Source organism: Arthrobacter sp. AG258, assembly GCF_004364695.1.
Taxonomy (GTDB): domain Bacteria; phylum Actinomycetota; class Actinomycetes; order Actinomycetales; family Micrococcaceae; genus Arthrobacter.
This window is the reverse complement of the sequence record NZ_SOBI01000009.1, coordinates 18,427-41,268: the sequence shown is the minus strand read 5'-3', so window position 1 is coordinate 41,268 and position 22,842 is coordinate 18,427. Positions and strand designations below refer to the sequence as shown.

Annotated in this window: 25 protein-coding genes; 14 read left to right on the top strand and 11 right to left on the bottom strand. The window is 66.3% G+C overall.

Annotation, left to right across the window (positions count from 1 at the left end; translation table 11 throughout):
- Positions 1–3: 3 nt before the first annotated feature.
- The gene (locus tag DFO47_RS17525) at positions 4–339 is read left to right on the top strand and encodes a cupin domain-containing protein (RefSeq protein WP_018762258.1); all 336 of its coding nucleotides are present in this window, start codon (positions 4–6) and stop codon (positions 337–339) included.
- Positions 340–411: 72 nt separating this feature from the next.
- On the opposite strand, the gene DFO47_RS17520 is transcribed toward DFO47_RS17525, so the two are convergent.
- From DFO47_RS17520 to DFO47_RS17480, 9 genes are all read right to left on the bottom strand, one after another.
- Positions 412–1,653: an MFS transporter gene (locus tag DFO47_RS17520; protein ID WP_133832464.1), complete on the bottom strand. Its 1,242-nt coding sequence runs from the start codon at positions 1,651–1,653 to the stop codon at positions 412–414.
- A 100-nt stretch (positions 1,654–1,753) separates the two neighbouring features.
- Positions 1,754–3,001 (bottom strand): AGE family epimerase/isomerase, encoded by a 1,248-nt coding sequence (locus tag DFO47_RS17515; protein ID WP_018762260.1) that lies wholly within the window; start codon positions 2,999–3,001, stop codon positions 1,754–1,756.
- Between the two features lie 50 nt (positions 3,002–3,051).
- Positions 3,052–3,795 carry a sulfite exporter TauE/SafE family protein gene (locus tag DFO47_RS17510; RefSeq protein ID WP_133832463.1) on the bottom strand — a complete coding sequence of 248 codons (744 nt, stop codon included), beginning with the start codon at positions 3,793–3,795 and terminating at the stop codon, positions 3,052–3,054.
- Complete coding sequence (locus DFO47_RS17505; protein WP_133832462.1) at positions 3,796–5,235, bottom strand: NAD-dependent succinate-semialdehyde dehydrogenase; 1,440 nt, start codon at positions 5,233–5,235, stop codon at positions 3,796–3,798.
- 59 nt (positions 5,236–5,294) lie between these two features.
- Complete coding sequence (locus DFO47_RS17500; protein WP_018762263.1) at positions 5,295–6,110, bottom strand: carbohydrate ABC transporter permease; 816 nt, start codon at positions 6,108–6,110, stop codon at positions 5,295–5,297.
- A gap of 4 nt (positions 6,111–6,114) precedes the next feature.
- Positions 6,115–7,071, bottom strand: a complete 957-nt coding sequence (locus DFO47_RS17495; protein ID WP_018762264.1) for a sugar ABC transporter permease — start codon at positions 7,069–7,071, stop codon at positions 6,115–6,117.
- Positions 7,068–8,357 (bottom strand): extracellular solute-binding protein, encoded by a 1,290-nt coding sequence (locus DFO47_RS17490; RefSeq protein ID WP_133832461.1) that lies wholly within the window; start codon positions 8,355–8,357, stop codon positions 7,068–7,070. The genes DFO47_RS17495 and DFO47_RS17490 overlap by 4 nt, the downstream gene beginning before the upstream one ends.
- Before the next feature lie 94 nt (positions 8,358–8,451).
- The gene (locus DFO47_RS17485; RefSeq protein ID WP_018762266.1) at positions 8,452–9,336 is read right to left on the bottom strand and encodes an aldolase; all 885 of its coding nucleotides are present in this window, start codon (positions 9,334–9,336) and stop codon (positions 8,452–8,454) included.
- Positions 9,337–9,367: 31 nt separating this feature from the next.
- Positions 9,368–10,273 carry a PfkB family carbohydrate kinase gene (locus DFO47_RS17480; RefSeq protein ID WP_133832460.1) on the bottom strand — a complete coding sequence of 302 codons (906 nt, stop codon included), beginning with the start codon at positions 10,271–10,273 and terminating at the stop codon, positions 9,368–9,370.
- 136 nt (positions 10,274–10,409) lie between these two features.
- Here DFO47_RS17480 and DFO47_RS17475 point away from each other — a divergent pair, with 136 nt between their 5' ends.
- The 9 genes from DFO47_RS17475 (at position 10,410) to DFO47_RS17435 (ending at position 16,332) form a co-directional block, all read left to right on the top strand.
- Positions 10,410–11,552 (top strand): Gfo/Idh/MocA family oxidoreductase, encoded by a 1,143-nt coding sequence (locus DFO47_RS17475; RefSeq protein WP_133832459.1) that lies wholly within the window; start codon positions 10,410–10,412, stop codon positions 11,550–11,552.
- 70 nt (positions 11,553–11,622) lie between these two features.
- Positions 11,623–12,405: a DeoR/GlpR family DNA-binding transcription regulator gene (locus DFO47_RS17470; protein WP_109863974.1), complete on the top strand. Its 783-nt coding sequence runs from the start codon at positions 11,623–11,625 to the stop codon at positions 12,403–12,405.
- Positions 12,402–13,319, top strand: coding sequence for a 2-hydroxyacid dehydrogenase (locus DFO47_RS17465; RefSeq protein WP_018762270.1), 918 nt, complete (start codon positions 12,402–12,404; stop codon positions 13,317–13,319). Before DFO47_RS17470 ends, DFO47_RS17465 begins: the two co-directional genes overlap by 4 nt.
- Positions 13,320–13,350: 31 nt before the next feature.
- On the top strand, positions 13,351–13,818 hold the full coding sequence (locus DFO47_RS17460; protein WP_018762271.1) for an SRPBCC family protein: 468 nt from the start codon (positions 13,351–13,353) through the stop codon (positions 13,816–13,818).
- 7 nt (positions 13,819–13,825) lie between these two features.
- Positions 13,826–14,170, top strand: a complete 345-nt coding sequence (locus DFO47_RS17455) for a DUF1801 domain-containing protein (RefSeq protein WP_018762272.1) — start codon at positions 13,826–13,828, stop codon at positions 14,168–14,170.
- 170 nt (positions 14,171–14,340) lie between these two features.
- Positions 14,341–14,826 carry a hypothetical protein gene (locus DFO47_RS17450; protein WP_133832458.1) on the top strand — a complete coding sequence of 162 codons (486 nt, stop codon included), beginning with the start codon at positions 14,341–14,343 and terminating at the stop codon, positions 14,824–14,826.
- Positions 14,827–14,889: 63 nt separating this feature from the next.
- Positions 14,890–15,213 (top strand): hypothetical protein, encoded by a 324-nt coding sequence (locus DFO47_RS17445; protein WP_018762274.1) that lies wholly within the window; start codon positions 14,890–14,892, stop codon positions 15,211–15,213.
- A gap of 245 nt (positions 15,214–15,458) precedes the next feature.
- Positions 15,459–15,845 (top strand): VOC family protein, encoded by a 387-nt coding sequence (locus DFO47_RS17440; protein ID WP_018762275.1) that lies wholly within the window; start codon positions 15,459–15,461, stop codon positions 15,843–15,845.
- A 136-nt stretch (positions 15,846–15,981) separates the two neighbouring features.
- Positions 15,982–16,332 (top strand): cupin domain-containing protein, encoded by a 351-nt coding sequence (locus tag DFO47_RS17435; RefSeq protein ID WP_133832457.1) that lies wholly within the window; start codon positions 15,982–15,984, stop codon positions 16,330–16,332.
- Between the two features lie 57 nt (positions 16,333–16,389).
- On the opposite strand, the gene DFO47_RS17430 is transcribed toward DFO47_RS17435, so the two are convergent.
- Both DFO47_RS17430 and DFO47_RS17425 read right to left on the bottom strand, forming a co-directional pair.
- Positions 16,390–17,643 (bottom strand): MFS transporter, encoded by a 1,254-nt coding sequence (locus tag DFO47_RS17430; RefSeq protein WP_109863977.1) that lies wholly within the window; start codon positions 17,641–17,643, stop codon positions 16,390–16,392.
- Positions 17,640–18,101, bottom strand: coding sequence for a MarR family transcriptional regulator (locus tag DFO47_RS17425; RefSeq protein WP_018762278.1), 462 nt, complete (start codon positions 18,099–18,101; stop codon positions 17,640–17,642). The genes DFO47_RS17430 and DFO47_RS17425 overlap by 4 nt, the downstream gene beginning before the upstream one ends.
- A gap of 134 nt (positions 18,102–18,235) precedes the next feature.
- Between DFO47_RS17425 and DFO47_RS17420 the strand changes: the two genes are divergently transcribed.
- The 4 genes from DFO47_RS17420 to DFO47_RS17405 all read left to right on the top strand — a co-directional run bounded on the left by DFO47_RS17420 (position 18,236) and on the right by DFO47_RS17405 (position 22,834).
- The gene (locus tag DFO47_RS17420) at positions 18,236–18,742 is read left to right on the top strand and encodes a DUF3592 domain-containing protein (protein ID WP_133832456.1); all 507 of its coding nucleotides are present in this window, start codon (positions 18,236–18,238) and stop codon (positions 18,740–18,742) included.
- A 54-nt stretch (positions 18,743–18,796) separates the two neighbouring features.
- On the top strand, positions 18,797–19,378 hold the full coding sequence (locus DFO47_RS17415; protein ID WP_018762280.1) for a heme-binding protein: 582 nt from the start codon (positions 18,797–18,799) through the stop codon (positions 19,376–19,378).
- Between the two features lie 388 nt (positions 19,379–19,766).
- Positions 19,767–21,845 carry a beta-galactosidase gene (locus tag DFO47_RS17410; RefSeq protein ID WP_133832455.1) on the top strand — a complete coding sequence of 693 codons (2,079 nt, stop codon included), beginning with the start codon at positions 19,767–19,769 and terminating at the stop codon, positions 21,843–21,845.
- Positions 21,846–21,853: 8 nt separating this feature from the next.
- Positions 21,854–22,834, top strand: a complete 981-nt coding sequence (locus tag DFO47_RS17405) for an ABC transporter permease subunit (protein ID WP_109863980.1) — start codon at positions 21,854–21,856, stop codon at positions 22,832–22,834.
- The last annotated feature ends 8 nt before the right edge of the window (positions 22,835–22,842 follow it).

Here is a 22,842-nt window from a genome sequence, read left to right as displayed (position 1 = left end):
CGCATGCAGAAGATATCGGTCGACGCCTTGGCGCGCCAGCAGCTCGAGGCAGCGCTCGCATCCCCCAACGGCCGTGCCGCCGATACCGTTTACGGCGGCCACGAGAAAATCCTCCGGCAATCCGTGATGGCGATGGCGGCCGGAACCCGGTTGAGCGAACACAAGAACCCCGGCGACGCCACGGTGTTCGTGATCCGCGGCTGCATCCGGCTGACCGCGGGTGGAGACTCCTGGCAGGGCAAGGCGGGGGACCTGCTGATCGTCCCGCCCGGCCTGCACAGCCTGACAGCCGAAGAGGACTCCACCTTCCTCTTCACCGTGGCCAAGCACCGCGACTGACCCATCGACTGCTCCGCAGTTGTCGTTCCGGGCGCTGAAAACGACTGGTACGGAGCACTCGAAGCAGGTTTGTCAGGAACGGTCGGTGACGCTTTCCTTCACCGGCCGTGGCTCCAGCCAGATCCGCTCCCGCGGGCCCGGCGGATAGGCGTACCTCTTCCCGGCAAAGGTGATCAGCAACGCGGCAACCACCGGGATCGCCGCCGCGGCGGGGACCAGCAGCGCGCCGCCCACCACCAGGGCGGCCGAACCGTACAGGGCACCAACGGTGATGCCCAGCTGGATGGTCAGCACGGTCAGCCCGTTGGCGGCCTCGCTGTATTCACCGCCGGCCCGGAGGATCGCCGACTGGTTGTAGATGCCGATTGCCCCGAGGCCGGCCCCCCAGACCGTCATCAGTACCAGGGCGACGGGGAGGTTCCCTACCGCCAGGGGGAGTAAGAACATCGACGCGGCGATGGCCGCCGTCGTCACGATCAGGGACCGGCGCGGGCGCGAATCCACGGTCAGCCCGGCAATCCAGATGCCCAGCAGGCCAGAGCCGCCCAGCACGGTCAGGGAGAGGCTGGTGGCGTAGTCCGGCAGGTGCGCCTCGCGGATGAAGGGTGCGATGTAGGTAAAGAGAGCGAAGTGGGCCAACACGAGCAGCGGCCAGGCGACGGCCACGGACTTTACTCCGGGCTGGCCAATAGCCTTCCGAAGCGAGGGCCGGGCCGCGTCGGTAATGCGGCGGACCCGGGGGAGCAGCCAGAACGCGAGGACGGTGAGGACCAGCCCAAAGCCGGCCAGCACCAGGAACGCTGCCCGCCATCCCAGGAACCCGCCCAGGGCGGTGCCCACCGGAGCCCCGATGGCCAACCCCAGGCTGTTGCCGCTGAACACGATGGCCAAGGCCTTGCCCACCTTGTCCGCCGGGACCACCCGGGCCACGAACGGCGCCATGGTGGTCCAGAGCAGCCCGTGCGCCAGTCCACCCACCAACCTGGCGATCATCGCCGAGGTGAAGTCCGGCGCCATCCCCACCATGGCGTTGCTCAGCGCGAACGTCAGGACCAACGCGACGAGCAGCGCATGCCGTGGAATTTTCCCCAGGAGCCGCGCCGCCGGAACCACGGTGACAACAATGACGGCGGCGTACGCGGCGGCGAGGTAGCCGGCCACGGGTTCGGACACGCCGAGGCCGGAGCTGATCTGCGGAAGGAGCCCTGACGGCAGCAGCTCCGTGGTGATGGCAGTGAAGGCTATGGTGGCCAGCACCGCCATGGCGGCATAGGGAAAACGGGCAGGGGACGGCGCGGAAATCGCGGAAGACATGGGGGTGCGTCCATTCAAGGGGTGGGGTTGGAAAGCGGCTCGCTGGCCGGACAAATTCCTCCCTTAAATTTACAGGATCGAACCCCCTGCTCCGCGCCGGTTACGGCGTGTTCAGGCGTGCGTCCAGCAAGCCGGCCGCGACCGCTGGAGCCAGTCCGGGCGCCAGCGGGAGGCGCGGGACCACGAGGCAGTGCCACAGGTGGTAGATATCCGCCTTGCCGGACCACACCGTCGAGGTGACATTGCCGTTCTCGTCGAGTTCCTGCTTCCAGGAACCGTGCTCGTAGTCGATGAACCAGTCGCGGGCGTGGTCCCAGATCCGCTCATACCAGTCCGCGTACTGTTGCTCGCCCGTGGCAATGTACAGGGCGGCCGCACCGCCGATCGCTTCCGCTGGTACCCACCGGATGCGGGTGGTGACAACGGGTTTGCCTTCCCAGTCGACTGTGTAGACAAAGCCCGGATGGCCGTCCGGTTGCCAGGCGTCCCGGATGGCGGCATCGAACAAGCCCCGTGCATCCTCGAGGAGCCACTCCGGGACGTCCAGGCCGCGGGCCTCAAGCCCGGCACGGAGGTGGAGGAGCAGCCGCGCCCACTCCACCCAGTGGCCAGGGGTTCCACCGTAGGCGCGGAACTGGCTGGCGCGGTCATCGGTGTTGTACTCGGGCATGGGGTTCCAGTCCGGGTCGAAGTGCTCGAACACCCGGTAATTGTTGTTGCGCGCAAACCGGTGGATGAGCACCTCGGCGATGTGCAGGGCCCGTTCGAGCCACCTGTTCTCCCCGGTCACATCAGCCACGATGAGGTAGGCCTCCACCGAGTGCATGCTGGCGTTGCCGCCGCGGTATGCCTCGGTTTCCGTGAAGTCCCGGTTCCACGAGTCGAAGCACATGTTGGCCTCGTGGTCCCAGAACTTCGTGTCGGCGACCTGCAGCGCTTCATCCAGCAGCTCCCGCGCTCCGGGTCGACCGGCCGCGACGGCGCTTGCCGCGGCCAGGAGTACGAAGGAGTGCTGGTAGCCGGACTTGGTGTCGTCCACCGGACCGTCCTGGTCCACCTCCGCGTACCAACCGCCAAACTCGTCGTCGTGGAGGACGCCGTTGAGGGCGGCAATTCCGTGGTCCACGAGCGTGGCCGCTCCCGGCCGTCCCATCAGGGCGGCGACGGCGAAACTGTGCGTCATCCGCGCGGTGATCCACAGGTGGGTTGGCTTGTCGGCGAATACCTTGCCGTAGTTGTCGAGCCAGCCGAATCCGGTGGCGACCTTGGAGGCCTCGGCGAAACGGACCAACCGGTCGGTTTCCGCCTCAAGCCATCGTGCGTGGGCGGCGCTGTTCAGCCACGTCATGTCATGTCCTCTCAGTTCTCTCAGTTGCGTGGTAGGTAGAAAATATTGCGTCAGCCGGCGGCTTCAAGAACGCCGCGGACAATCGTGGCAGCCGCTCCCAGATAGGCCAGGACCACCAGGAGTTTCTGTGCTGCCCGGGCCGGAACAAATTTCGAGGCGACGTCGCCGAGCACCAGCCCGGCCAGGCAGGAGACGGCAACGGCACCCCACATGCCCAATGGCATCACGGGGAAGGTCGCGGGGGCAGTGATGGCCTTGGAGATGAGTGAGAACGTACCGATCGTGAAGAAGTACGGCTGCATGGTGGCAGCGAACGACTTATGGTGCCAATTGGTGGCGATCGAGTACATGCTGACGGCGGGCCCGCCCACCCCGGCGGCAGTGTTCATGAATCCGCTGAGGCCGCCGGCGGCCAGCAGGTAGCGCCGGCGCGACGGCAGCGTGGCGGACTTCAGTGCCAGCAGAACAGTCAGCCCGGCCGCGAGGAGCACCCCGATGGAGATCTCCAGCACCGGCGCTGGAATCAGGCGGATCAGGAAGGCCGCCGGAATGATGCCAAGCAGGGCAGAGGCAGCAAGAAACACGTAGCGCTTCCAGTCGATGTCGCGCAGCACCCGGAAGATAATGGCTCCTGCCGTCACCGCACCGCACACATTCACCAGCACCACGCCTTCCACCGGGCCCAGGAGCAGGACCAGGAACGGGGCCGCCACCAGCGCGAAGCCCATCCCGGTGATCCGCTGCATCCCGGCACCCATGACGACGGCCCCGAGGACCAGCCCGGTGGTCAGCATTTACGGTCTCCAGGCCACGTACTGGACCTCTTCGAACTCTTCGAGGCCCAAGCTCGATCCTTCCCGTCCCAGCCCTGACTGTTTGGCGCCGCCCATCGGGGCGAAGGCAACGGACGGCAGGGGGTCGTTCACGCCGACGATGCCGGCCTCAAGCTGCTCCGGGATCTCCCAGCCGCGCTTCGGGCTGCCGCTCCACACGTAAGCGGCCAGGCCCATCTCGGTGGCGTTCGCCTTCCGGATGGCGTCCTCCTCCGAGGAGAAGGTGACGACGCCGGCGGCCGGGCCGAACACCTCTTCGGTCACCAACAGTGCGTCGTCCGGAACATCGGCAAGCAGGGTGGGCGCCATGAACGCACCCCCGCCAGGGACCGCCGTGCGCTGGGTGACGCGGCGGGCGCCCCGGCCCAGGGCGTCGTCCACCAGCGCCTGTACGGCGGACACCCTGTCGGCATCGATGACCGGGCCCAGGTCCGGGACCCGCGCGCCGCCGTCGGGAACGCCATGACCGATGGTCATCGCGTCAAAGCGGGCGCCCAGCTTCCTTGCGAACTCGTCGGCGACGCTGTCCTGGACCAGGAACCTGTTGGCGGCCACGCAGGACTGGCCGGTGTTGCGGAGCCTGCCCAGGACGGCGCCGTCAACGGCCGCGTCAAGGTCCGCGTCCTCGAAGACGATGAACGGTGCGTTGCCGCCGAGTTCCAGCAGGGGCCGGACCACGCGCTCGGAGGCCGACGCCATGACCTGCCGGCCCACGCCCGTGGAACCGGTGAAACTTACGGCACGGACCGCCGGGTGGGCCATCAGCGCCGCGGTGATTTCGCGGGAAGGGCCATGGACCAGATTCACCACGCCGGCGGGAAAACCGGCGTCATTCAGGACTTCGAACAGGCCGGTCGCAGCCAACGGGGCCTTCTCGGAAACCCTGCCCACCACGGTGCACCCGGCGGCGAGCATCGCGGCGAGCTTGCGGGCCTGGATGGAGACGGGGAAGTTCCACGGGGTGAGGCTGAGGGCCACACCGACGGGCTTGCGGTTGCTGAGGTGGCGGCGGCCCCGGAGTTCAGGTGGGCTGATGGTGCCGGTGGCGCGGCGGACCTCCTCGGCGAACCAGCGGAAGTACTCCACCGAGAAGTCCACCTCGCCCTGCGCTTCGGGAAGCCTCTTGCCTGCCTCGAGTGCCAGCGTGTGCGCGATTTCGTCGCGGCGTTCCGCCAACAGCTCCGCCGCGTTGCGGAGCAGGTCTGCCCGGTGGCGGGCGGTGGTGCGGGACCAGCTGCCGAAGGCTTCGGCGGCGGCGTCGGCGGCCTTGGTGGCGTCCCCGGCCGAGCCCCAGGCGACCTCGCCCACGGTGCTGCCGTTGCCCGGATCAGTAACGTCCCTTGCGGTTCCGGCAGTGTGCCAGGTGCCGTTGACAAGGTGCCGGGCTGATGTGAGGTTCATGGAAGGAGCCTTTCGTTGGGCCGTGAGGGCACCGCCGGAGCCGCGCGTCGTCGTTGTACTCATCCCTTGCTTGCCCCTGCCGTGATGCCGGCAACGAAGTAGCGCTGCAGGAAGACGTAGGCCACCACCACCGGCAGGGAAGCCAGGATCACGCCGGCGAACAGCAGCGGGTAATTGGTCTGGAACTCACCTTGGAAGCTGAGCAATGCCAGCGGCAGGGTCCGGTTGCCGGGGGACTGGATGAACAACAGCGGGTAGAGGAGCTCGTTCCAGTGGATGACGAACAGGAAGATGGCGGCCGCGGCGATCGACGGTGCGGAGAGCGGCAGGGCGATGGATGCGTAGGTCTTCCACGGCCCGCTGCCGTCGATGGAGGAAGCTTCATAGAGTTCCTTGGGCAAGGTCCGCATAAACCCGCCCAGGATGAAGACGGCAATGGGCAACGTGGACACGACGTTGGCCAGGATCAGGCCGGCCAGGTTGTCCAGCAAGCCCAGCCTGCCAAAGAGGACGTAGAGCGGCACCATGTTGGCCTGTGCCGGGATGGCCATGCCCAGGACCAGGAATCCGAAGATTGCCCAGGACATGAACCCCTTCAACCGGGACACTGCGTAGCCGGCCAGGCTGGCCACGAACAAGGTCAACGGCACCGAAACGCCGGTAACGATCACGCTGTTCATGAAGGACGAACCCAGGTTCTGGCCGCCCACCACCTCAACGAAGTTATCCGGGGCGAGTGAATGCGGAAGGCTGAACGGGCCGGCGAACAGTTCCTGGGTGGACTTGAAACTGCCGAACGCCACCACTGTCAGCGGAATGATGATGATGACCGCGTAGATGGCCAGGATGGCGCGGCGGCTTAGTGTTGCGAGCATGCTGCTAGTCCCCCTTCGGGGTGAGCCGGAGCAACCGGCGCTGCAGCCAGGTGACCAGGGCGATCATCGCCATGAAGATAATCGACTGGGCGGCGGCGTAGCCGAACTCCGAGTTGGCAAAGGTGCTGTATATGCGGGTGGAAAGGATATCCAGGGCTGCCTTGGGCGGGTTGCCGGCGATGCCAAGGATCAGGTCGAAGGCCTTGAAGGACTGCACGGTGGTGTAAGCCACCACGATGGAGGTGGCCGGGGCCACGAACGGCCAGGTGATGGATTTGAACTGCTGCCATTTGCTGGCGCCGTCCATCTCCGCCGCTTCGTAGAGTTCCTTGGGGATGGCCTGCAGCCCGGCGATGTAGACCACCATCATCTGGCCCGAATGGAACCAGACCTGGGTGACGGCCACCCAGTACAAAGCTTGGGCGTCGTTGCCGAGGTAGGCTCCACCGTCCACCCCGACGGTTCGGAGGACGGAGTTGGCCAGGCCGAAGTTGGGGTCGTAGATGAACTTCCAGATGAAGGCCACCGAGACGGAGGACAGGATGGTGGGGAAGAAGAACAGTGCCCGCAGCAGGATGCTGCCCCGCGAGTTCTTGGTCAGCAGCAGGGCCAGGACCAGCGAGAACGCTGTCTGGGCGATCACCACCAGCAGCACGAACTTCAGGTTGTTCGTCAGCGCGTTCGTAAACAGCGAGTCCTTGGTGAACGCCCGGACGAAGTTGTCCACGCCCACATAATTGAACGCCGCGGAGAATCCGTTCCAGTCCGTGATGGCGTACTGGAACGCCTGCAGCGTCGGCATCACCAAAAAGAAGGCGACGACGGCGACTGCGGGCAGCGGGAAAAGGTACAGGGCCGGATTCACCCGTGTGGGAGAGCGGCGGCGCACCTTGGCAGGGTTGTCGGGGGTGTGGCTGTCCGGGGCCTTCCGCCGGGCAGCCGTTCCCGGATGGATGCTCATAGCCGTTCGTCAACAATCTTCTGGGCGGCAGCGGCTGCCTGCTCCGGGCTGGTGCCGGAAATGACGGCCGTGGCGCTGGCCTCCACCGCGTTGCGGACATCGAGGTTGTTGAACTGGAAGCGGGCGGCGAGTGCAGTCTTCTTCTGCAGCCAGGGACTGAGGCGCTTCAGGTCCGGGTTGGTGTACTCCACCTTGTCCACGGAGACGTGCTGGGCAGTCTGGTTGGCGTAGTATCCGGCGTTCTCGGGCTCGGAGAGGAAATCGATCCATGCCGCCGCGGCCGCCTGGTTCTTGCTGGCGGAGTTGACGCCCAGGATGAAGGTGGCGTTGTAGGCGCCCTCGTATTTGCCGTTGCCGTCGGAGGTGGTGTTGGGGAATACCAGGTCGATCGGGAACTTGGCACCGAGTCCGCGGACCGCGGCGAGGTGGTAGGAGCCGGTGGCGAGCATGGCGGCCTTGCCCTGGGAGAACAGGTTCTGGGCCGGTTCAACGGCGGTGCCGGTGGCGTTGGGCTGCACGAAGGGCTTCAGGTCCTTGTACTGGCCCAGCATCTTGAGGAACCAGTCGTCCGTGCACTTGAGCTTGCCCTGCTCGATTTGGGCGCACATGTCGTCCACGGGGGCGTTGTTGGCGATCATGCAGTTGAACAGCTGGCCGCCGTTTCCGACGTCGCCGCCCGGCCAGGAAATGGGAATGACCCCGGAGGCGGCGAGTTTTTCGCACATGCCCAGGAAGGCGTCCCAGTTCTTGGGCGAGGTTTCTGCACCGGCCTTGTCGAAGAGGTCCAGGTTGGCCATGGGCATGGGGAAGACCACCTGGTAGGGCAGGCCGAGCTGGTTGTCGCCGCTCTGCCCGGCGGACAGGAGTCCCTTTTGGTAGTTGCCTACGGCTTTGCTGCCCTTGAGGTCGGTGTACACCCCGGCCTCGGTGAAGTTCTTAAACTGGGAGCCGCGGAAGGTGGCGAACGCGTCGCCGATGGAGCCGCCGCGAAGCTTTTGCAGTGCCTGGGCGTTGTAGTCGTTGGAGGTCGAGATGTCCTGGGCAATTTCCACGCCGTCGTGTTGTGCCACGAAGCGCTTGATGAGTTCGTCGAATACGGCCTTGTCCTCGCCGCGCCAGTGGGCGAAGGACACCTTGCCGGTGACGGTTCCGGTGGCGGGTGCCGACGGACCGGTTGCCCCTCCCGGCTTGGTGGAACCGCCGGGCCCGGCGCACGCTGCCGCAGCGGCGCCGAAGCCCAGGGCCCCGAGAAGGGCGACTGCCTGCCGGCGTGAAATCTGACTCACAATAATCTCCTCGTTGAGTGTTTGCTGTGCCTTGTTTGCTTGCTGCTGAGAGGGGCCGGGCCCCGTGACGGTGCTTGTGGTGCGGGAGAACTGCCTAGGCGTTGGTCCTCTGGGCGGACACGACGTCGTCCACCACGGCGCAAAGGCGCTGCAGCCTGCGGACGGCGTCGGTGGAGAGGGACTCGACGACGTCGGGAGCGCCGATGCAGGAAGCCCAGACTGCGCGTCCGGAGAGGAAGCCGCTGGCACCTTCGAGGCAGGCCCACCGGACGGCGTCCGGGAAGACGTCTTCGGGAACACCGGAGGAGAGGACCACCCACGGGCCGTCGATGGCTTTGGTGAGCTCGGCGCAGGCGTCGCGGACGTCAGCTTCCGAAGCCTGGCCGTGGAACGGGACCTCGGCCTTGTACAGGTCGGCACCCAGGCTGCCCAGTTCCTTGGCGGCGGCCAGGATGCCCGCGTTCCAGTCAAAGTCGCCGCCGGCCAGGGGCTTGCGGGAGACGGGTTCGATGATGCTTATCAGCCCCGCGGACCGGCAGCTGTCCACGAACTCGCGGACCATGGCCACGCGGCCCTCGGCGGGTTCGTCCGGGCGGTAGAGCACCAGCAGCTTCAGGGCCTTGACGCCGAGGGCGGCGTATTTGTGCGGATCCACCAGGCGGTCGATGGTCACTTCGCCCACCAGTTCGCCGTGGGCGGGTTCAAAGTGATCGGCGGAGGCGATCAGCCCGCAGCCGGGGTCCACCACGCCTTCCTCGATTGCGTGGTCCAGGGCGAACTGGCGGTCGATGAGGACGCCGGAGGCATAAGGGGTCAGGATCCGGGCCGCCTCGAGCTTGAAGTCCCGGAGGTCCTGGTCCGTGACGGGCTGGTCGGTGTGCTCTGCGAACATGTTGCGCATGGCTTCGCGCTGGTCAACGGCGAGCATCGCAAAGGCGCCTGAGGGCCGTTGGAGCGGGGAGAGGTCTGCATGGTTCATGGGCTGGCTACTTTCAGCTGGGCGGGTTGGGTCAGGAATGGTGGTTGGAGGCGAATTCGGTGGTGATGGCCTGGCGGGGGATGGCAGAGCGGCCGTCCAGCCCGGCACAGGATGCTGCGGCGGTGCGGCCGGCGAATGCGGCGGCGTGCACCAGCGGCAGGCCTGCGGCAACGGCTGCGAGGAGCGCGCCGTGGTAGACATCGCCGGCGCCGAGGGTGGAAACGATGTCCGCCGGCGTGGCCGGTACGTGGACGGGATCGCCGCCGCGTTCCAGGACCCAGGCGCCGTCTGAGCCGGCGGTGGCCACGACGGCCGCGGCGCCGTCGTCGAGCGCTTTGCGCAGGAGGGCTCCGGGGGAGTGCCCGGCGCCGTACTCTGCCTGGAGCCTTTCCACGGTAGGTACGTAGAGTGCGATGCCGCGGGGGCTGAAGGATGGGATGGGATTGCCGGCGTCCACGCTGATGTTCAGCGATCCGGAGCGGGCACCTGCGACGGCATTCCATCCCAAGTGGTCGGCATGGACCCAGGCGGCGGATGCCAGCAGGTCGAAGAAGCGGCTGCCCGCAGGGAACCTGACCGGCGGCACGGGCCTGGTGACGATGGCCCGGCTCTCGGTTGCCTTGCTGACGATGATCACGCTGGCGCCGGTCTTGACGCCGCGATCGCGGATCACGGCGGAGGTGTCCACGCCTTCGGCTTGCAGCCCGGAAATGATGCGGTCGCCTTCTTCGTCGGTGCCGAGGACGCCGGCGAAGGCGGTATCCGCCCCCGCCCGTGCTGCTGCGACGGCTGCCGTGGCTGCAGGGCCGCCGCCCGCCGCCGCGAAATCCGTGGCCACGGTCCGGCTGTCCGCAGCGGGGTAATCCTGCACCAGGGCAATGGAGTCAAGAGTGGCGCAGCCTACGAAGAGCAGGGGTCCAGTTGACGGTTGGGGCACGTTCCACCTCGTTGTAGTTCCGGCTGGTATTGAAGAAATATACACACGCTATGTTGGAAAAACAACACTTTCTGTATAGTTGTGTTTGGGATGCAACGCCGCACCCCCCACTCAACGTAGAGAAACGGAGCAGCTCATGTCATTGCCTACTGCGGAATCTGTCCGGACCATCCGGTACGGACTCATCGGGGCAGGCCACATGGCCCGCGAACATGTCAGGAACCTCGCCTTGATCCCCGGGAGCCGGATCACCGCAGTGTCAGACCCCACGCCGTCATCCCTCGACGAGACTGCCAAGGAAATCGGCTACGACGTGCAACTCTTCAGCTCCCACCAGGAACTGCTGGCCTCGGGAATGGTTGACGCGCTGGTGATTGCCAGCCCCAACGACACCCACTTGGGCATCCTGAAGGACATCTTCGCCAGCGGCACCAACCTCCCGGTCCTGGTCGAAAAGCCCGTATGCACCAGCGCAGAACAGGCGGACGAGCTCGAAGTCCTCGCCGCGGGCTACCCGGCACCGGTGTGGGTTGCCATGGAGTACCGGTACATGCCGCCGGTCCAGGAGGTTATCCAGGCGGCACACACCGGAAAGCTTGGGAACATCTACATGCTTTCCATCGTGGAACACCGCTTCCCGTTCCTGCACAAGGTGGATTCCTGGAACCGCTTCGCCGAGCGGACGGGCGGCACCCTGGTGGAGAAGTGCTGCCACTTCTTCGACCTGATGCGCCTGATCCTCCAGGACGAGCCCGTCCGGATTTACGCCAGCGGCGGCCACGACGTCAACCATATGGACGAGGTGTACGACGGCAAGGTCCCGGACATGGTGGACAACGCCTACGTCATCGTCGATTTCAAGGGAGGCCGGCGGGCCATGCTGGAGCTGTCCATGTTCGCCGAAGGGTCCAAGTTCCAGGAGCGGATCTCCATCGTGGGCGACGCCGCCAAGATCGAAACCCTCATCCCGGTGGCGGCCAACCACTGGATCCCCGGCGACGAAGCCGAGGCGACCGTGGAATTCAGCCCCCGGTCCCCGCTGGGCCCCCTGAAGCATGACGTGCCGGTGGATGAGGCGGTCCTCGCCGCCGGCGCCCACCACGGCTCCACGTACTACGAGCACCTTGGATACCGGAAGGCAATCCTGGGCGAAGGCCCCGTAGAGGTGACTGTTGCCGACGGCCTGCAGTCCGTGCGGATGGGCCTGGCAGCGGAACGTTCTATTACGGAAGGACGCCCCGTGGAGCTCGCGAATGCGGCTTCCGGGGTACGTTCATAAGAAGATTTGTGTTGGAAGTCCAACACGCCGCCAGGCTCTGCCCGGCGCATTGGGGAGGGATAAGCAGCTTATGAGCACAGCACATGGAGAGGCGCCGCTGACGCCGCGCCAGCGCACCATCCTCGATGAGTTGGGACGGAAAGGCTTCATTTCCACGAACGACCTCGCGGGGACGTTCGCAGTCTCCGACATGACCGTGCGGCGGGACACCCGGGTGCTGGCCAAGCGGGGCCTGGCCCGGGTGGTCCACGGCGGGGTCAGTGCCGTGGACGGGCACGGCCAGAACGCCGACTTCGCCGCCCGGGTCCGGGAGGACGCAGACGCCAAGCTCCGGGTCGCACGGGCCTGTGTGTCGATGATCAGCGAACGGGACGCCATCATCCTTGACGCCGGTACCACCACGTACCAGATCGCCCAGGAACTGCCCACGTCCTTCAGGGGGACCATCATCACGCACTCGGCACCGGCCATCCAGCGCTGCCTGCAGTTGACCGAGGCGCGCACCATCTGCCTCGGCGGGGAGCTGCTGCTGGACAGCCAGGCGTTCAACGGTCCCATGACCGTGAGCGCGGCTGCCGGTTTGCGCGCCAAAACGGCGTTCATCGGGGTGACCGGCATCCACGATGAGGCCTTCTACATCGAACGCGACGTGGAGCGCGCCACTAAGATCGCCCTTATGAATTCGGCGGAACAGGTAGTGGTGGTGGCAACCCACCAGAAGATGCTCAGGTACGCGCTGGCGCGGCTGGCAGCATTTGATGCGGTGGACATCCTGGTGACGGATGCCCCACCGCCGCAGGAAATCGAGGATGCCCTGGGCGCCGCCAACGTCAAGCTGATGGTCGCCGCATGAGCGCCCGCCTGCGCGTCTGCCTGCCCGCCCAAGACCTGCTGGACGCACTCGCCCCGGTGGACGGCGTCGAGTTTGTGCTCTGGGACCTCGCGGGCCCGGCCCCCGAGGGCCGGCTGGACCTCCTGGTGCCGCCCTACATGGGCAAGCCGTCCGCGCTCGCCGCGCTGGAAGGCGTGGACGTAGGCCTGGTGCAGAGCCAGTCCATCGGGTACGACGGCGTAGCGGGCATCCTGCCCGGCGGTGTCACCTTTGCCAACGCGGCCGGAGTCCATGAGACCTCGACGGCGGAGCTCGCCGTGGGCATGATGATCGCGTCCCAGCGAGGCATCCCGGACTTTGTCCGGAACCAGGACAACGGCACTTGGGACAACAGCCAGCGCCCCAGCCTGGCGGACCGGCGCGTCCTGCTGGTGGGCTACGGGGGAGTCGGCAAGGCCATCGAGGCCCGGCTCCTCCCGTTCGAAGCCGAGGTCACCCGGATGGCCAGCCGTTCACGCGAGGACGGTGGCGGAACCATCCACGGGATCGACTCGCTCTACGAACAGCTGCCGCTGCACGAGATCGTAGTGGTCAGTGTTCCCCTCAACGGGCAAACAGAGCACCTCGTGGACGCCAAGTTCCTCGCCGCCATGCCGGACGGCGCCCTGCTGGTGAACGTGGCCCGCGGCCCCGTGGCCAACACCGACGCGCTGCTGGCCGAGACTGCAACCGGCAGGCTCCGCGCCGCCCTGGACGTCACGGATCCGGAACCGCTGCCCGCCGGCCACCCGCTGTGGACCACCCCCGGAGTGCTCATCACTCCGCATGTGGGCGGCGCCAGCTCGGCCATGTTCCCCCGCATGGTTCGCCTGGTCAGGAAGCAGATCGGACTGCTGCTCGAGGGCCGCGAACCCGTCAACGTGGTCCTCCCTTAACGCCGGCGGCCTGCGGCCCTATGCTTGGCCCATGTCTACTTTCGAAGTCCGCCGCAGCGCGGTCATCCCTGCCTCCGCCGAGGAGATCTTTCCGCTGGTGAACAACTTCCACGAATGGACCGCCTGGTCCCCCTGGGAGGCGGTCGATCCGGGCATGAGCCGCCGCTACTTCGGCAGCGAATCAGGGGCCGGCGCAGGCTATGAGTGGAACGGGAACCGCAAGGCCGGCAGCGGAACCATGGAGATCGTGGAGTCGGTGCCTCCGAGCCGCATAGGGATCCGGCTGCAATTCACCAAGCCGTTCAAGGCCCTGAACCCCACGACGTTCACGTTCAGCCCGGCTCCTGGCGGCACCGAGGTGACGTGGCTGATGACCGGGGAGAACAAAGGGCTCGGTAAGGTCTTTGCCCTGTTCATGAACATGGACAAGCTGGTGGGCGGCGACTTTGAGCGCGGCCTCGCGGCGCTCGCAGCCACGGTCGCCGCCCGGAAGAGCTGATCGCTCCATGGGCGTCGTGGATGATGCCCTGGCCGCGACGGATGAACCGGGCCGCGGCTGCCTCCGGCATGTGGTGGAGATTGCCCGGTCCGTGGCCCCGGACGCCACCGAGGGCATGAGCTACGGGATGCCGGCCCTCAAGGTCGACGGCAAGCCGCTGGTGGCTGCCGTGGCCGCGGCCAAGCACCTTTCGATCTTTCCGTTCTCCTCGGCCGTGGTGGAGGCGGTGGCCGGACGCCTGGAGGGCTACTCGCTGTCCAAGGGAACCATCCGCTTCAGCGCAGCCAGGCCGGTGCCGGACGACGTCGTCGCGGACATCGTCAGGCTGCGGCTGGCGGAAATACGGAAGTGAAACCCTGCAGTTGAGGACTTCGGTTGGTTCCGCAACGGGAGGGTCTCTGCGAAAATTATCCAGTGACTTTACTTAAGCGGACATCCCCTTTACCGGCTGATGGACCTCCGCGGTTTGTTGATCCCCGCCGTACGGGAGCCCTGCTTGGCCTTGGGGGTGCATGCCTCTTCGTGTTCTCCTACACGCCAGGGTTTGCGGACCTATTGTCCGGCGCCGCGCGCGTCCTGGTCCTCGGGGCTGTGGGCGCCAGCCTGTGGTTCCTCTTCGCCAGGCCACGTTTCCTGGGACCCTTCGTGCCACCCCGCGGCAGACACATCGCGGTCTATGTCCTGTGCGTGGTGGTTGAATTCGCGCTGATAGCGGCCGGTAGTTCATTGCTTGACGCCCGAGGCGCGCTGGTGCTGCGTCCGGCGCTGATCGCACTGGTGGTCGGCCTCCATTTCCTGCCGTTCGCGTGGGCCTTCAAGGAGCCCATGTTCTACCTTCTGGGCGGACTGCTCGCAGCGATTGGCGGTATTGGGCTGCTGAGCGGGACGGAACCGGGCGCGGCGTCGGCGGCGGCGACCGCCGGAGTGGCCATGGCGCTGGTCCTGCTTGCCTACAGCCTCGGAGCCTTCTCCAAGCTTCGGCGGGCAGGAACGCCTGCGAAGCGGTGAGGAACGCTGTGGCAGGACCAAAGGACCTGCCGGCCCGTCCACAGCGGCGCCTATCCTGAACCCATGCCTGACACCTTCGCATCCCTGGTGGACACCTTCAAGAACATGGGCGTGGCCCGCGCCTACGGCACGACGGTCACCCTCGGCGGGGAGGAGATCGTGCCCGTGGCGCTGGTCTCCTTCGGCTTCGGTGGCGGCATGGAATCGGAGAAAGGTGCGTCAGGTGGAGGCGGCGGCGGGTTCGTCCTGCCCTTGGGGGTGTACCGGACAGTCAATGGCAGGGCGGCGTTCCGCCCCAACACCATCGCCGTCCTGGCATGCCTGGTTCCCCTGGTGGCCGTGGCAGGCAGGGCGGCCCGCAGGGCCATCTCGGCGGCCCGGAAATAGCTGCACTGCCGCTGCCCCACCCGCAATAAAAACCCCTATTCCATGCGGGGACGAACAGTTCCATAATGGCCTCGTAGACTTCGGGAACCCCGTGCCGATGGCTTCTGCCACCGCGGATCAGGGAGCTCCAGGTGGCCGCCCCGGCATTCGGCGGGAAGGACGGCCACGAGGCCCGGCGGGGGACGGCCGGACCGATTCGGGGGAGAGCATCGCCATCAGGAAAAGTGGCAAGGAGAGTTGTTGTCATGCTCAAAGATCTGGAAGTCATGGCTGTATTGCCGGCAAAGGACATTGACCGGGCACGGGAGTTCTACCGGGACAAGCTGGGTTTGGAGCCCGAGCGGACCATGAGTGACGGCGGGCTCGTGTACCGGTGCGGAAAGGGTACCGCGTTCCTGATTTACCAAACGGACAACGCAGGCTCGGCCAAGAACACGCAGATAGGGTGGGGAACCGATGACGTACGGCGCGACGTCGAGGAGCTGCGCGGCCGGGGCGTCGTTTTCGAGGAGTACGACATGCCCGGACTGAAGACAGAGAACGGCATCGCCTCGATGGAGGGAATGGGCGACGCCGCCTGGTTCCTGGACAGTGAGGGCAACATCCTGAACATTTCATCGCTGCCCCGTTGAACGCCTCGGCCCGCTGTCGCAGGCCCGGCACATTAAGGACGACGCCGGCACCCGCCGCCGGAAGCACCTGCACCCGGGTGCCCCGGCAGGGGCAGGGCCGGCGCCGCCGCAGATTGAGGTTGTGGGAAGGGGCGCGATGAGCGTCGAGGAGGTGGCACCGAAGACCACTGGCGTCTCGGTGGAGTTGCTGGCTGCGGTCGACCTTGCCGGCGAGATCGACGGGATGGAAGGGCGCCAGTTGCGGATGCGGATGGTGACCATCGAGCCCGGTGGAGTGTTCGGCCCCCTCCATGACCATGCAGGCCGGCCTGGCACTGTCTATGTCCTCTCGGGGATCATCACCGACCACCGGGACGGGGTTGCCACGGAGTACGGGCCGGGCGTGGGCTGGCCGGAGGACCGGAACACCCTGCACTGGCTGGAGAACCGGGGAGTGGTGCCGGCGGTCGAAATCTCGGTGGATATCGTCGGCGCGCCCATGCCGTAAAGCTTGTCCGGGCTTTGCCGCAGGTGCCGGGATCGGCCGTACCCGCCCAACCGACGCTCAGACGGCCGGTTCCCGCCTGCCCAGCGCCATCCGGAGCGCGCCGCGGAAAGTAATCCGGTTCCGCCTGCTCACCGCCACCACCGCCGCGATTCCGGCCAGGAGCACCACGATGCCGCCGGAGGCGACCGACCAGCGTGCACCGTACTGGCTGCCTATCCACCCCACCAGGGGCGAACCCAGCGCGGTGCCGCCTTGCAGCACTGCCAGGTACAGCGCCAGGACGCGGCCACGGAACGGGGCTTCCACGGAGAGCTGGATGCTGGTGTTGCAGCTGTTCAGGAAAGTGATGGACGCCAGGCCCACCGGAACCAGGATGGCTGCGTAGGTCCAGAACGATGGCGCCAGGCTGCCGAGGATCGTGAAGAAGCCCAGCCCTAACGCGCCGCCCAGGAGGAAGCGCAGCCGGGGGCCGGACCGGCGCGCGGCCAGGAGGGCGCCGGCGAGCGTACCTACCGCCATGATCGAGCCGAGGAGCCCGAATTCACTGGGCCCCATGCTGAACTCGGTGGTGGCCATCAGCGAGTTGATGACCGGGAAGTTCATGCCGAACGCGCCCAGGATACCCACCAGGACCATGATCAACATCAGATCCGGACGGCGGCGCACATACCGGACGCCCTCCACCACCTGGTGCTTGTTGCGTTGGCCTGCCACGGGGGCCGGCTGGGTGATGCGGATCCGGAACAGCGAGACCAGGACGGCGGCGAAGCTGGCAGCGTTGAGCAGGAACACCGGGCCGGTGCCCACCCACGCGATGAGGACGCCGGCGATTGCGGGGCCGGTAAGCCGGGCGGTATTGAAGGACGCCGAGTTCAAGGCCACTGCATTGGAGATGTTGTCCTGGCCAACCAGTTCGGACACGAAGGCCTGGCGGGCGGGGGCATCCACGGCGCTGGCAACTCCCAGGCAGAACGCAGCCACGTAGGCGTGCCACAACTGGGCGGTGCCGGTGACCACGAGCAGGCCGATGGCCAAGCCGGTGAAGCCCATGGCCAGCTGCGTCCACATCAGGATGATGCGCTTGCGGTACCGGTCCGCCAGCACTCCGCCGTACGGGCCGAACAGCAGCATGGGCAGGAACTGCAGGCCGGTGGTGAGGCCCACCGCGGCACCGGAGTGGTCCGTAAGGACGGTCAGGACCAGCCAGTCCTGTGCCACCCGCTGCATCCAGGTGCCGATGTTGGACACGATCGCGCCGCCGGCCCAGATGCGGTAGTTGGGGTTTTCGAGGGCCCGGAACATGGCACTCATTTGGCGCTCATTTCCTGCATGATGCGGGCCGCGCGGCTCAGTGTGAGCCGGTCGTCCTCGCTGAGTCCTGCCACGCGCCGGGCCAGCCAGGCGGTCCGCTGCCGGCGTGCTTCCTCGAGGACCGTCCTGCCGGCGTCGGTGATGTCCACGCGAACCTGGCGGCCGTCGTCGGGATGGGCGGACCTGGTGACGAATCCTTGGTCGGCGAGGGCGTTGACGATCCTGGTCATGGATGGGGCCTGGACGTGTTCGCTCTCTGCCAGTGCGCGCAGCGTGCTGGGACCGCTGCCGTTGAGCAGGGCCAGGACGGTGTACTGGCCAGGGGTGATGATGTCGCCGGTTGCTTCGACGCGGAGCCGGCGGGACGTGCGCATCACGGCGGTGCGCAGGTCGATGGCGAGGGTGTCCGGGGCGGTGGGGTCTGCTGTGGCCTGGGGTTTGGTGTGGGCGGGTGACATGTAAGCGGGTGCGCCTCCTGCTGCGGTTATTTAGCACTGCTAATTAGTTCTGCTAACTATTATGCCGCTCATGGTTGCCCATGGCAACGGTCCAGTGTGTGGTTTTGCTGACAGGCTCGGGCAGAATGGGAGCCGTGACTGGGCGCAGAACCGACAAGAACCGCAAACCCGCGCGGCCGTGGAAGATAAGGCTGAACCTGGCGGTCACCGTCCTGGTCCTTTGCCTGGGGCCCATCATGATCGGTGCGGGCAGCTTCATGATCAACGCGGACGAAGAACTCGCGCGCACTGGAGTGCGGGCAACCGGAACGATCGTCCACTTTGACGATGTCACCAAGGCATCCCAGCGCAGGATCCGGGTTGACTTCACGACGCCGGACGGATCGGCCCACCGGACGTTCGCGGCCGTGGACCACGACCAGCACCCTGTGGTGGGAACCGATGTTCCTGTGATCTATGCCGAAGATGATCCTGGCCGGGCGATTGTTCCGGGCTATGAAAGTGGCGGAGAGTGGTTCCGTGGTGCCGGCGTGGTCCTGACAGCGCTCTTCGGTGGAATTGGAACCCTGGCCGTCGTCCTGATGGGAGTGGGGGCCCTGCGCGGCTTCTTTCGGAGGCGCGCCACACGGCGCGTGGGGTGAGCCGGGGTGCAGGTCTGGCCGCCCAGGCGCCACGGGCGTAGGCTCTGACGCACCATGACTGAACAGCAGCCCTATGAACTGATCCGCCGGTATCCACATTTCGAGCTCCGTTGGTATCCGGCTTACGTCGTGGCTGAGGTCAAGGTCAGGGCGGACTTCGACCGGGCCGGAAACGCGGCGTTCCGTTACCTGTTCAATTACATCAGCGGCAACAACTCCGCCCGCCGCAAGCTGGCCATGACTGCGCCCGTCATCCAGGAGCCTGGTTCCCCGCAAAAGCTGGCCATGACGGCTCCCGTGCTGCAGCAGGGGCCGTTGCCGGGAGCCCGTGGGCCGGCGGAGTTCGTGGTGGGATTCGTGCTCCCGGCCGGCGTCACGGCCGACACGGCCCCGGCTCCCGCCGACCCCAGGGTGACGGTGCGCGCCGTTCCGGCCTCCCTTTCCGCTGCCCTCAGCTTCACGGGCGGCGGCTCCGCTTCTTCCTTTGAGCGGCATACCGCGGGGCTCCAAGCGGCACTGAAAGTGGCCGGGCTGACGCCGGTCGGCGCTCCGCGATACGCGCGCTTCGACCCGCCCTTCAAGCCCTGGTTCCTGCGACGCAATGAAGTGCTGCAGGACATCAAAGAGCCAGGATAGCGGGCGCCGGACCACTGCCTGCCGCTAGCGGAGGAGGGCGTTCGCGCCCACCGGGGGTGGCCGGCCTGGATCGTGCGGTCCCAGGCTGGCTGTTGATACTGGCATTGGCGCTGCGAAACCTGCCACGCCGGTCGTACAAGCAGCTCCGATAGTTTCTTCCAACCCTGGAAAATACGGAACTTGGCCTGCGCCTGGACCGACTTTTTCCGGACGGGGGCCCCTGCATGCATCCATGTTAGCGTTCGCATCCGCGGTAATGCGGAGAAAGAAGTGCGCTCCTACTTTCACGTACCTGTTGTTATTGCTGAAAGTTTACGATAGTTTCTCTGTGTGATGCAGGTCGCACTGGTGGGGAGCCCGCGGCCAACATGCCAACCAAAGGACAATGATGACCAGCGAGCAACGCACCCATACCCCCGAACACCGGCTTAAGCGCCTGCATGACCGGCTTGGCGGCATCGCCTACGGAGGGGATTACAACCCCGAGCAGTGGCCGCGCGAGGTGTGGGACGAGGACGTCCGCCTCATGAAGGAAGCAGGGGTCAACCTGGTTACCCTGGCCGTTTTCTCCTGGAGCAGGCTCGAAACGGCAGACGGCATCTACGACTTCAGCTGGCTGGACGAGATCATGGACCTGCTGCACGCCAACGGCATCGGCGTGGACCTGGCCACTCCGGACGCTGTCCCGCCGGCCTGGCTGATCGCCCGGCACCCGGACATCCTTCCGGTCCTGGCTGATGGCAGCACCTTCGGCTTCGGCTCCCGCCAGCACTTCGACGTCTCCCACCCCGCCTACCGGGAAAAGTCCCTGGCGATGGCCGAAAAGATGGGGGAGCGGTACGCCGCCCACCCCGCCCTGTGCATGTGGCACGTCAACAACGAGTACGGCCCCGTCTCCTACGGCCCGCACGCCGACCGCGCCTTCCGGGAATGGCTCCAGGACAAGTACGGCAGCCTGGAGGAATTGAACCGGGCCTGGAGCACCGACGTGTGGGGCCAGGTCTACTCCGACTGGGCCCAGGTCAATGCACCTGCCCAGCCCCGCACCTGGTCCAACCCGTCCCGCCGGCTCGATTACCACCGGTTCACCTCAGACAGCATGCTGGCGCACTACAAGGCCGAACGGGACATCCTGCGCCGCTACACGCCGGAACTGCCCGTTGTCACCAACTTCATGCGCTTCTACAAGAACAACGACTACTGGGCCTGGGCCGCCGAGGAAGATGCCGCCGCACTGGACATCTATCCGGACCCTCGCGAATCCGACGCGCACGTTGCCGCCGCCCTCAACTTCGACCTCATGCGCTCACTGCGGAAGGGCCAGCCCTGGCTGGTCATGGAACAAGCCACCGCAGCCGTCAGCCAATGGTCCGTCAACGTCTCCAAACTCCCCGGCAAAATGCGTTTAGGCTCCTACCAGGCGATCGCCCAGGGAGCCGATTCCATCCTCTTCTTCCAGTGGCGCCAGGCCAGGGGAGGCACGGAACGCTTCCACTCCGGCATGGTCAACCACGCCGGCCCCAACACGCGGGTGTTCCGGGAGGTCTGCGAACTGGGCCGGGAGCTCAAGAACCTCTCCGGAATCACCGGCAGCCGCTCCACCGCCAAGGTGGCGCTGGTCTTTGACTGGGACTGCTGGTGGGCCCTGGAACTGGGCAACTCGCCCCGCTCGGACCTGAGCTACGCGCAGGAAGTCCTCCGCCTCTACCGGCCCTTCTTTGACGCCAACATCACCGTGGACTTCGTGGACACCACCAGCGACCTTCACCAGTACAGCCTGGTGGTACTTCCCGCCACCTACCTGCTTACCGACGACGCCGCACAGCGCTACGAGGACTACGTCGCCGGCGGCGGCCGGCTGGTGGCCAGCTACCTCTCCGGCATTGTGGACCAGGACAACACGATCCGGCTCGGCGGCTACCCTGGCGCCCTCCGCAACGTCCTGGGCGCGTGGAGCGAGGAGATGCACCCGCTGGCCGGGGAGGGCGAGGACGTCAAGCTTTCAACGGCCGACGGCGGCACGGCCTCAGCGGATTACTGGACCGAACACCTGCACGCCACCTCGGCGGAGGTGCTGGCCAGCTACGCCTCGGGCAGGCTGGCCGGGTCGCCGGCCGTCACCCGCAACAGTTTCGGCCGCGGCACCGCCGTCTACCTCTCGGCGAGGGTGGACGGCACCTACCTGGAGGAACTGCTCGACGCCGAACGGACCGCTGCGGGGATCCGCCCCGAACTGGACGCGCCGCTGGGAGTGCAGGTCCGCCGTCGTGCCGGCAACGGACGCAGCTACCTGCTGGTCCTCAACCACAACGACGCACCGGCCCGGGTGGATGTTGGGGCGGGCGGCACGGACGTGCTCACCGGCACCCGAATCACGGGTGCAGTGGAACTGGCCGCCAACGGGGTCCTGGTCCTGGAAGAGGCAGCTGGCGAACACGCCCGCACACACGCAGAAGCCGGCCGGTAGGAGGCAACATGGCCACGCAATTGGAAGTACCTCCCGGAGCGGTCACCACACAGCCGCCCGGCCGCAAGGACAAACCACGGAACAAGCCCGGCGGCTGGAAGCTCGCCATCAAGCGCGACTGGCGGCTCTACACGCTGGTGCTGCTGCCGCTGGCCTACTTCGCCATCTTCCGCTACCTGCCCATGGCCGGCAACGTGATCGCGTTCCGGCAGTTCCAGCCCGGCGGCAGCATCTTCGGCGAGAAATGGGTGGGACTGAAGTACGTCACCCTGTTCATCAACGATCCCAGTTTCTGGCAGGCCTTCCAGAACACCATCATCCTGGGCGTGCTGACACTCCTGTTCTGCTTCCCCATGCCCATCATCTTCGCGCTGATGCTGAACGAGCTGCGCTCGCAGAAGTTCAAGAAATTCGTCCAGACGGTGGCGTACCTGCCGCACTTCATGTCAGTGGTGATCATCGCCGGCATGATCCTGCAGAACTTCTCCATGACCGGTACGGTGAACCAGATCGCCAGTGCGGTCTTCGGAAGCACGGTGAACTTCACCCAGGACGCCGCCTGGTTCCGGCCCATGTACATCAGCTCCGAGGTGTGGCAGACCATGGGCTGGGGCGCCATCCTGTACCTGGCCGCCCTCACCAGGGTCGACGAGTCGCTGTATGAGGCCGCCCGGATCGACGGCGCCAACCGGTGGCAACAGACCTGGCATGTGACCCTCCCGGCCATCCGGCCCACCATCATCACGCTGCTGATCCTGAACATCGGCACGTTCATGGCCGTGGGCTTCGAGAAGATCCTGCTGATTTACAACCCGCTCAACTACCAGACCTCGGACGTCATCTCCACCTACCTGTACCGGGTGGGCCTGGAATCGTCCAACTTCAGCTACGCGGCCGCGATCGGCATGTTCGAATCCGTCATCGGCCTCACGCTGATCCTCTCCGCGAACGCCATCTCCAAACGGCTCGCCGGAACGAGCCTGTGGTGAAAGGGGCC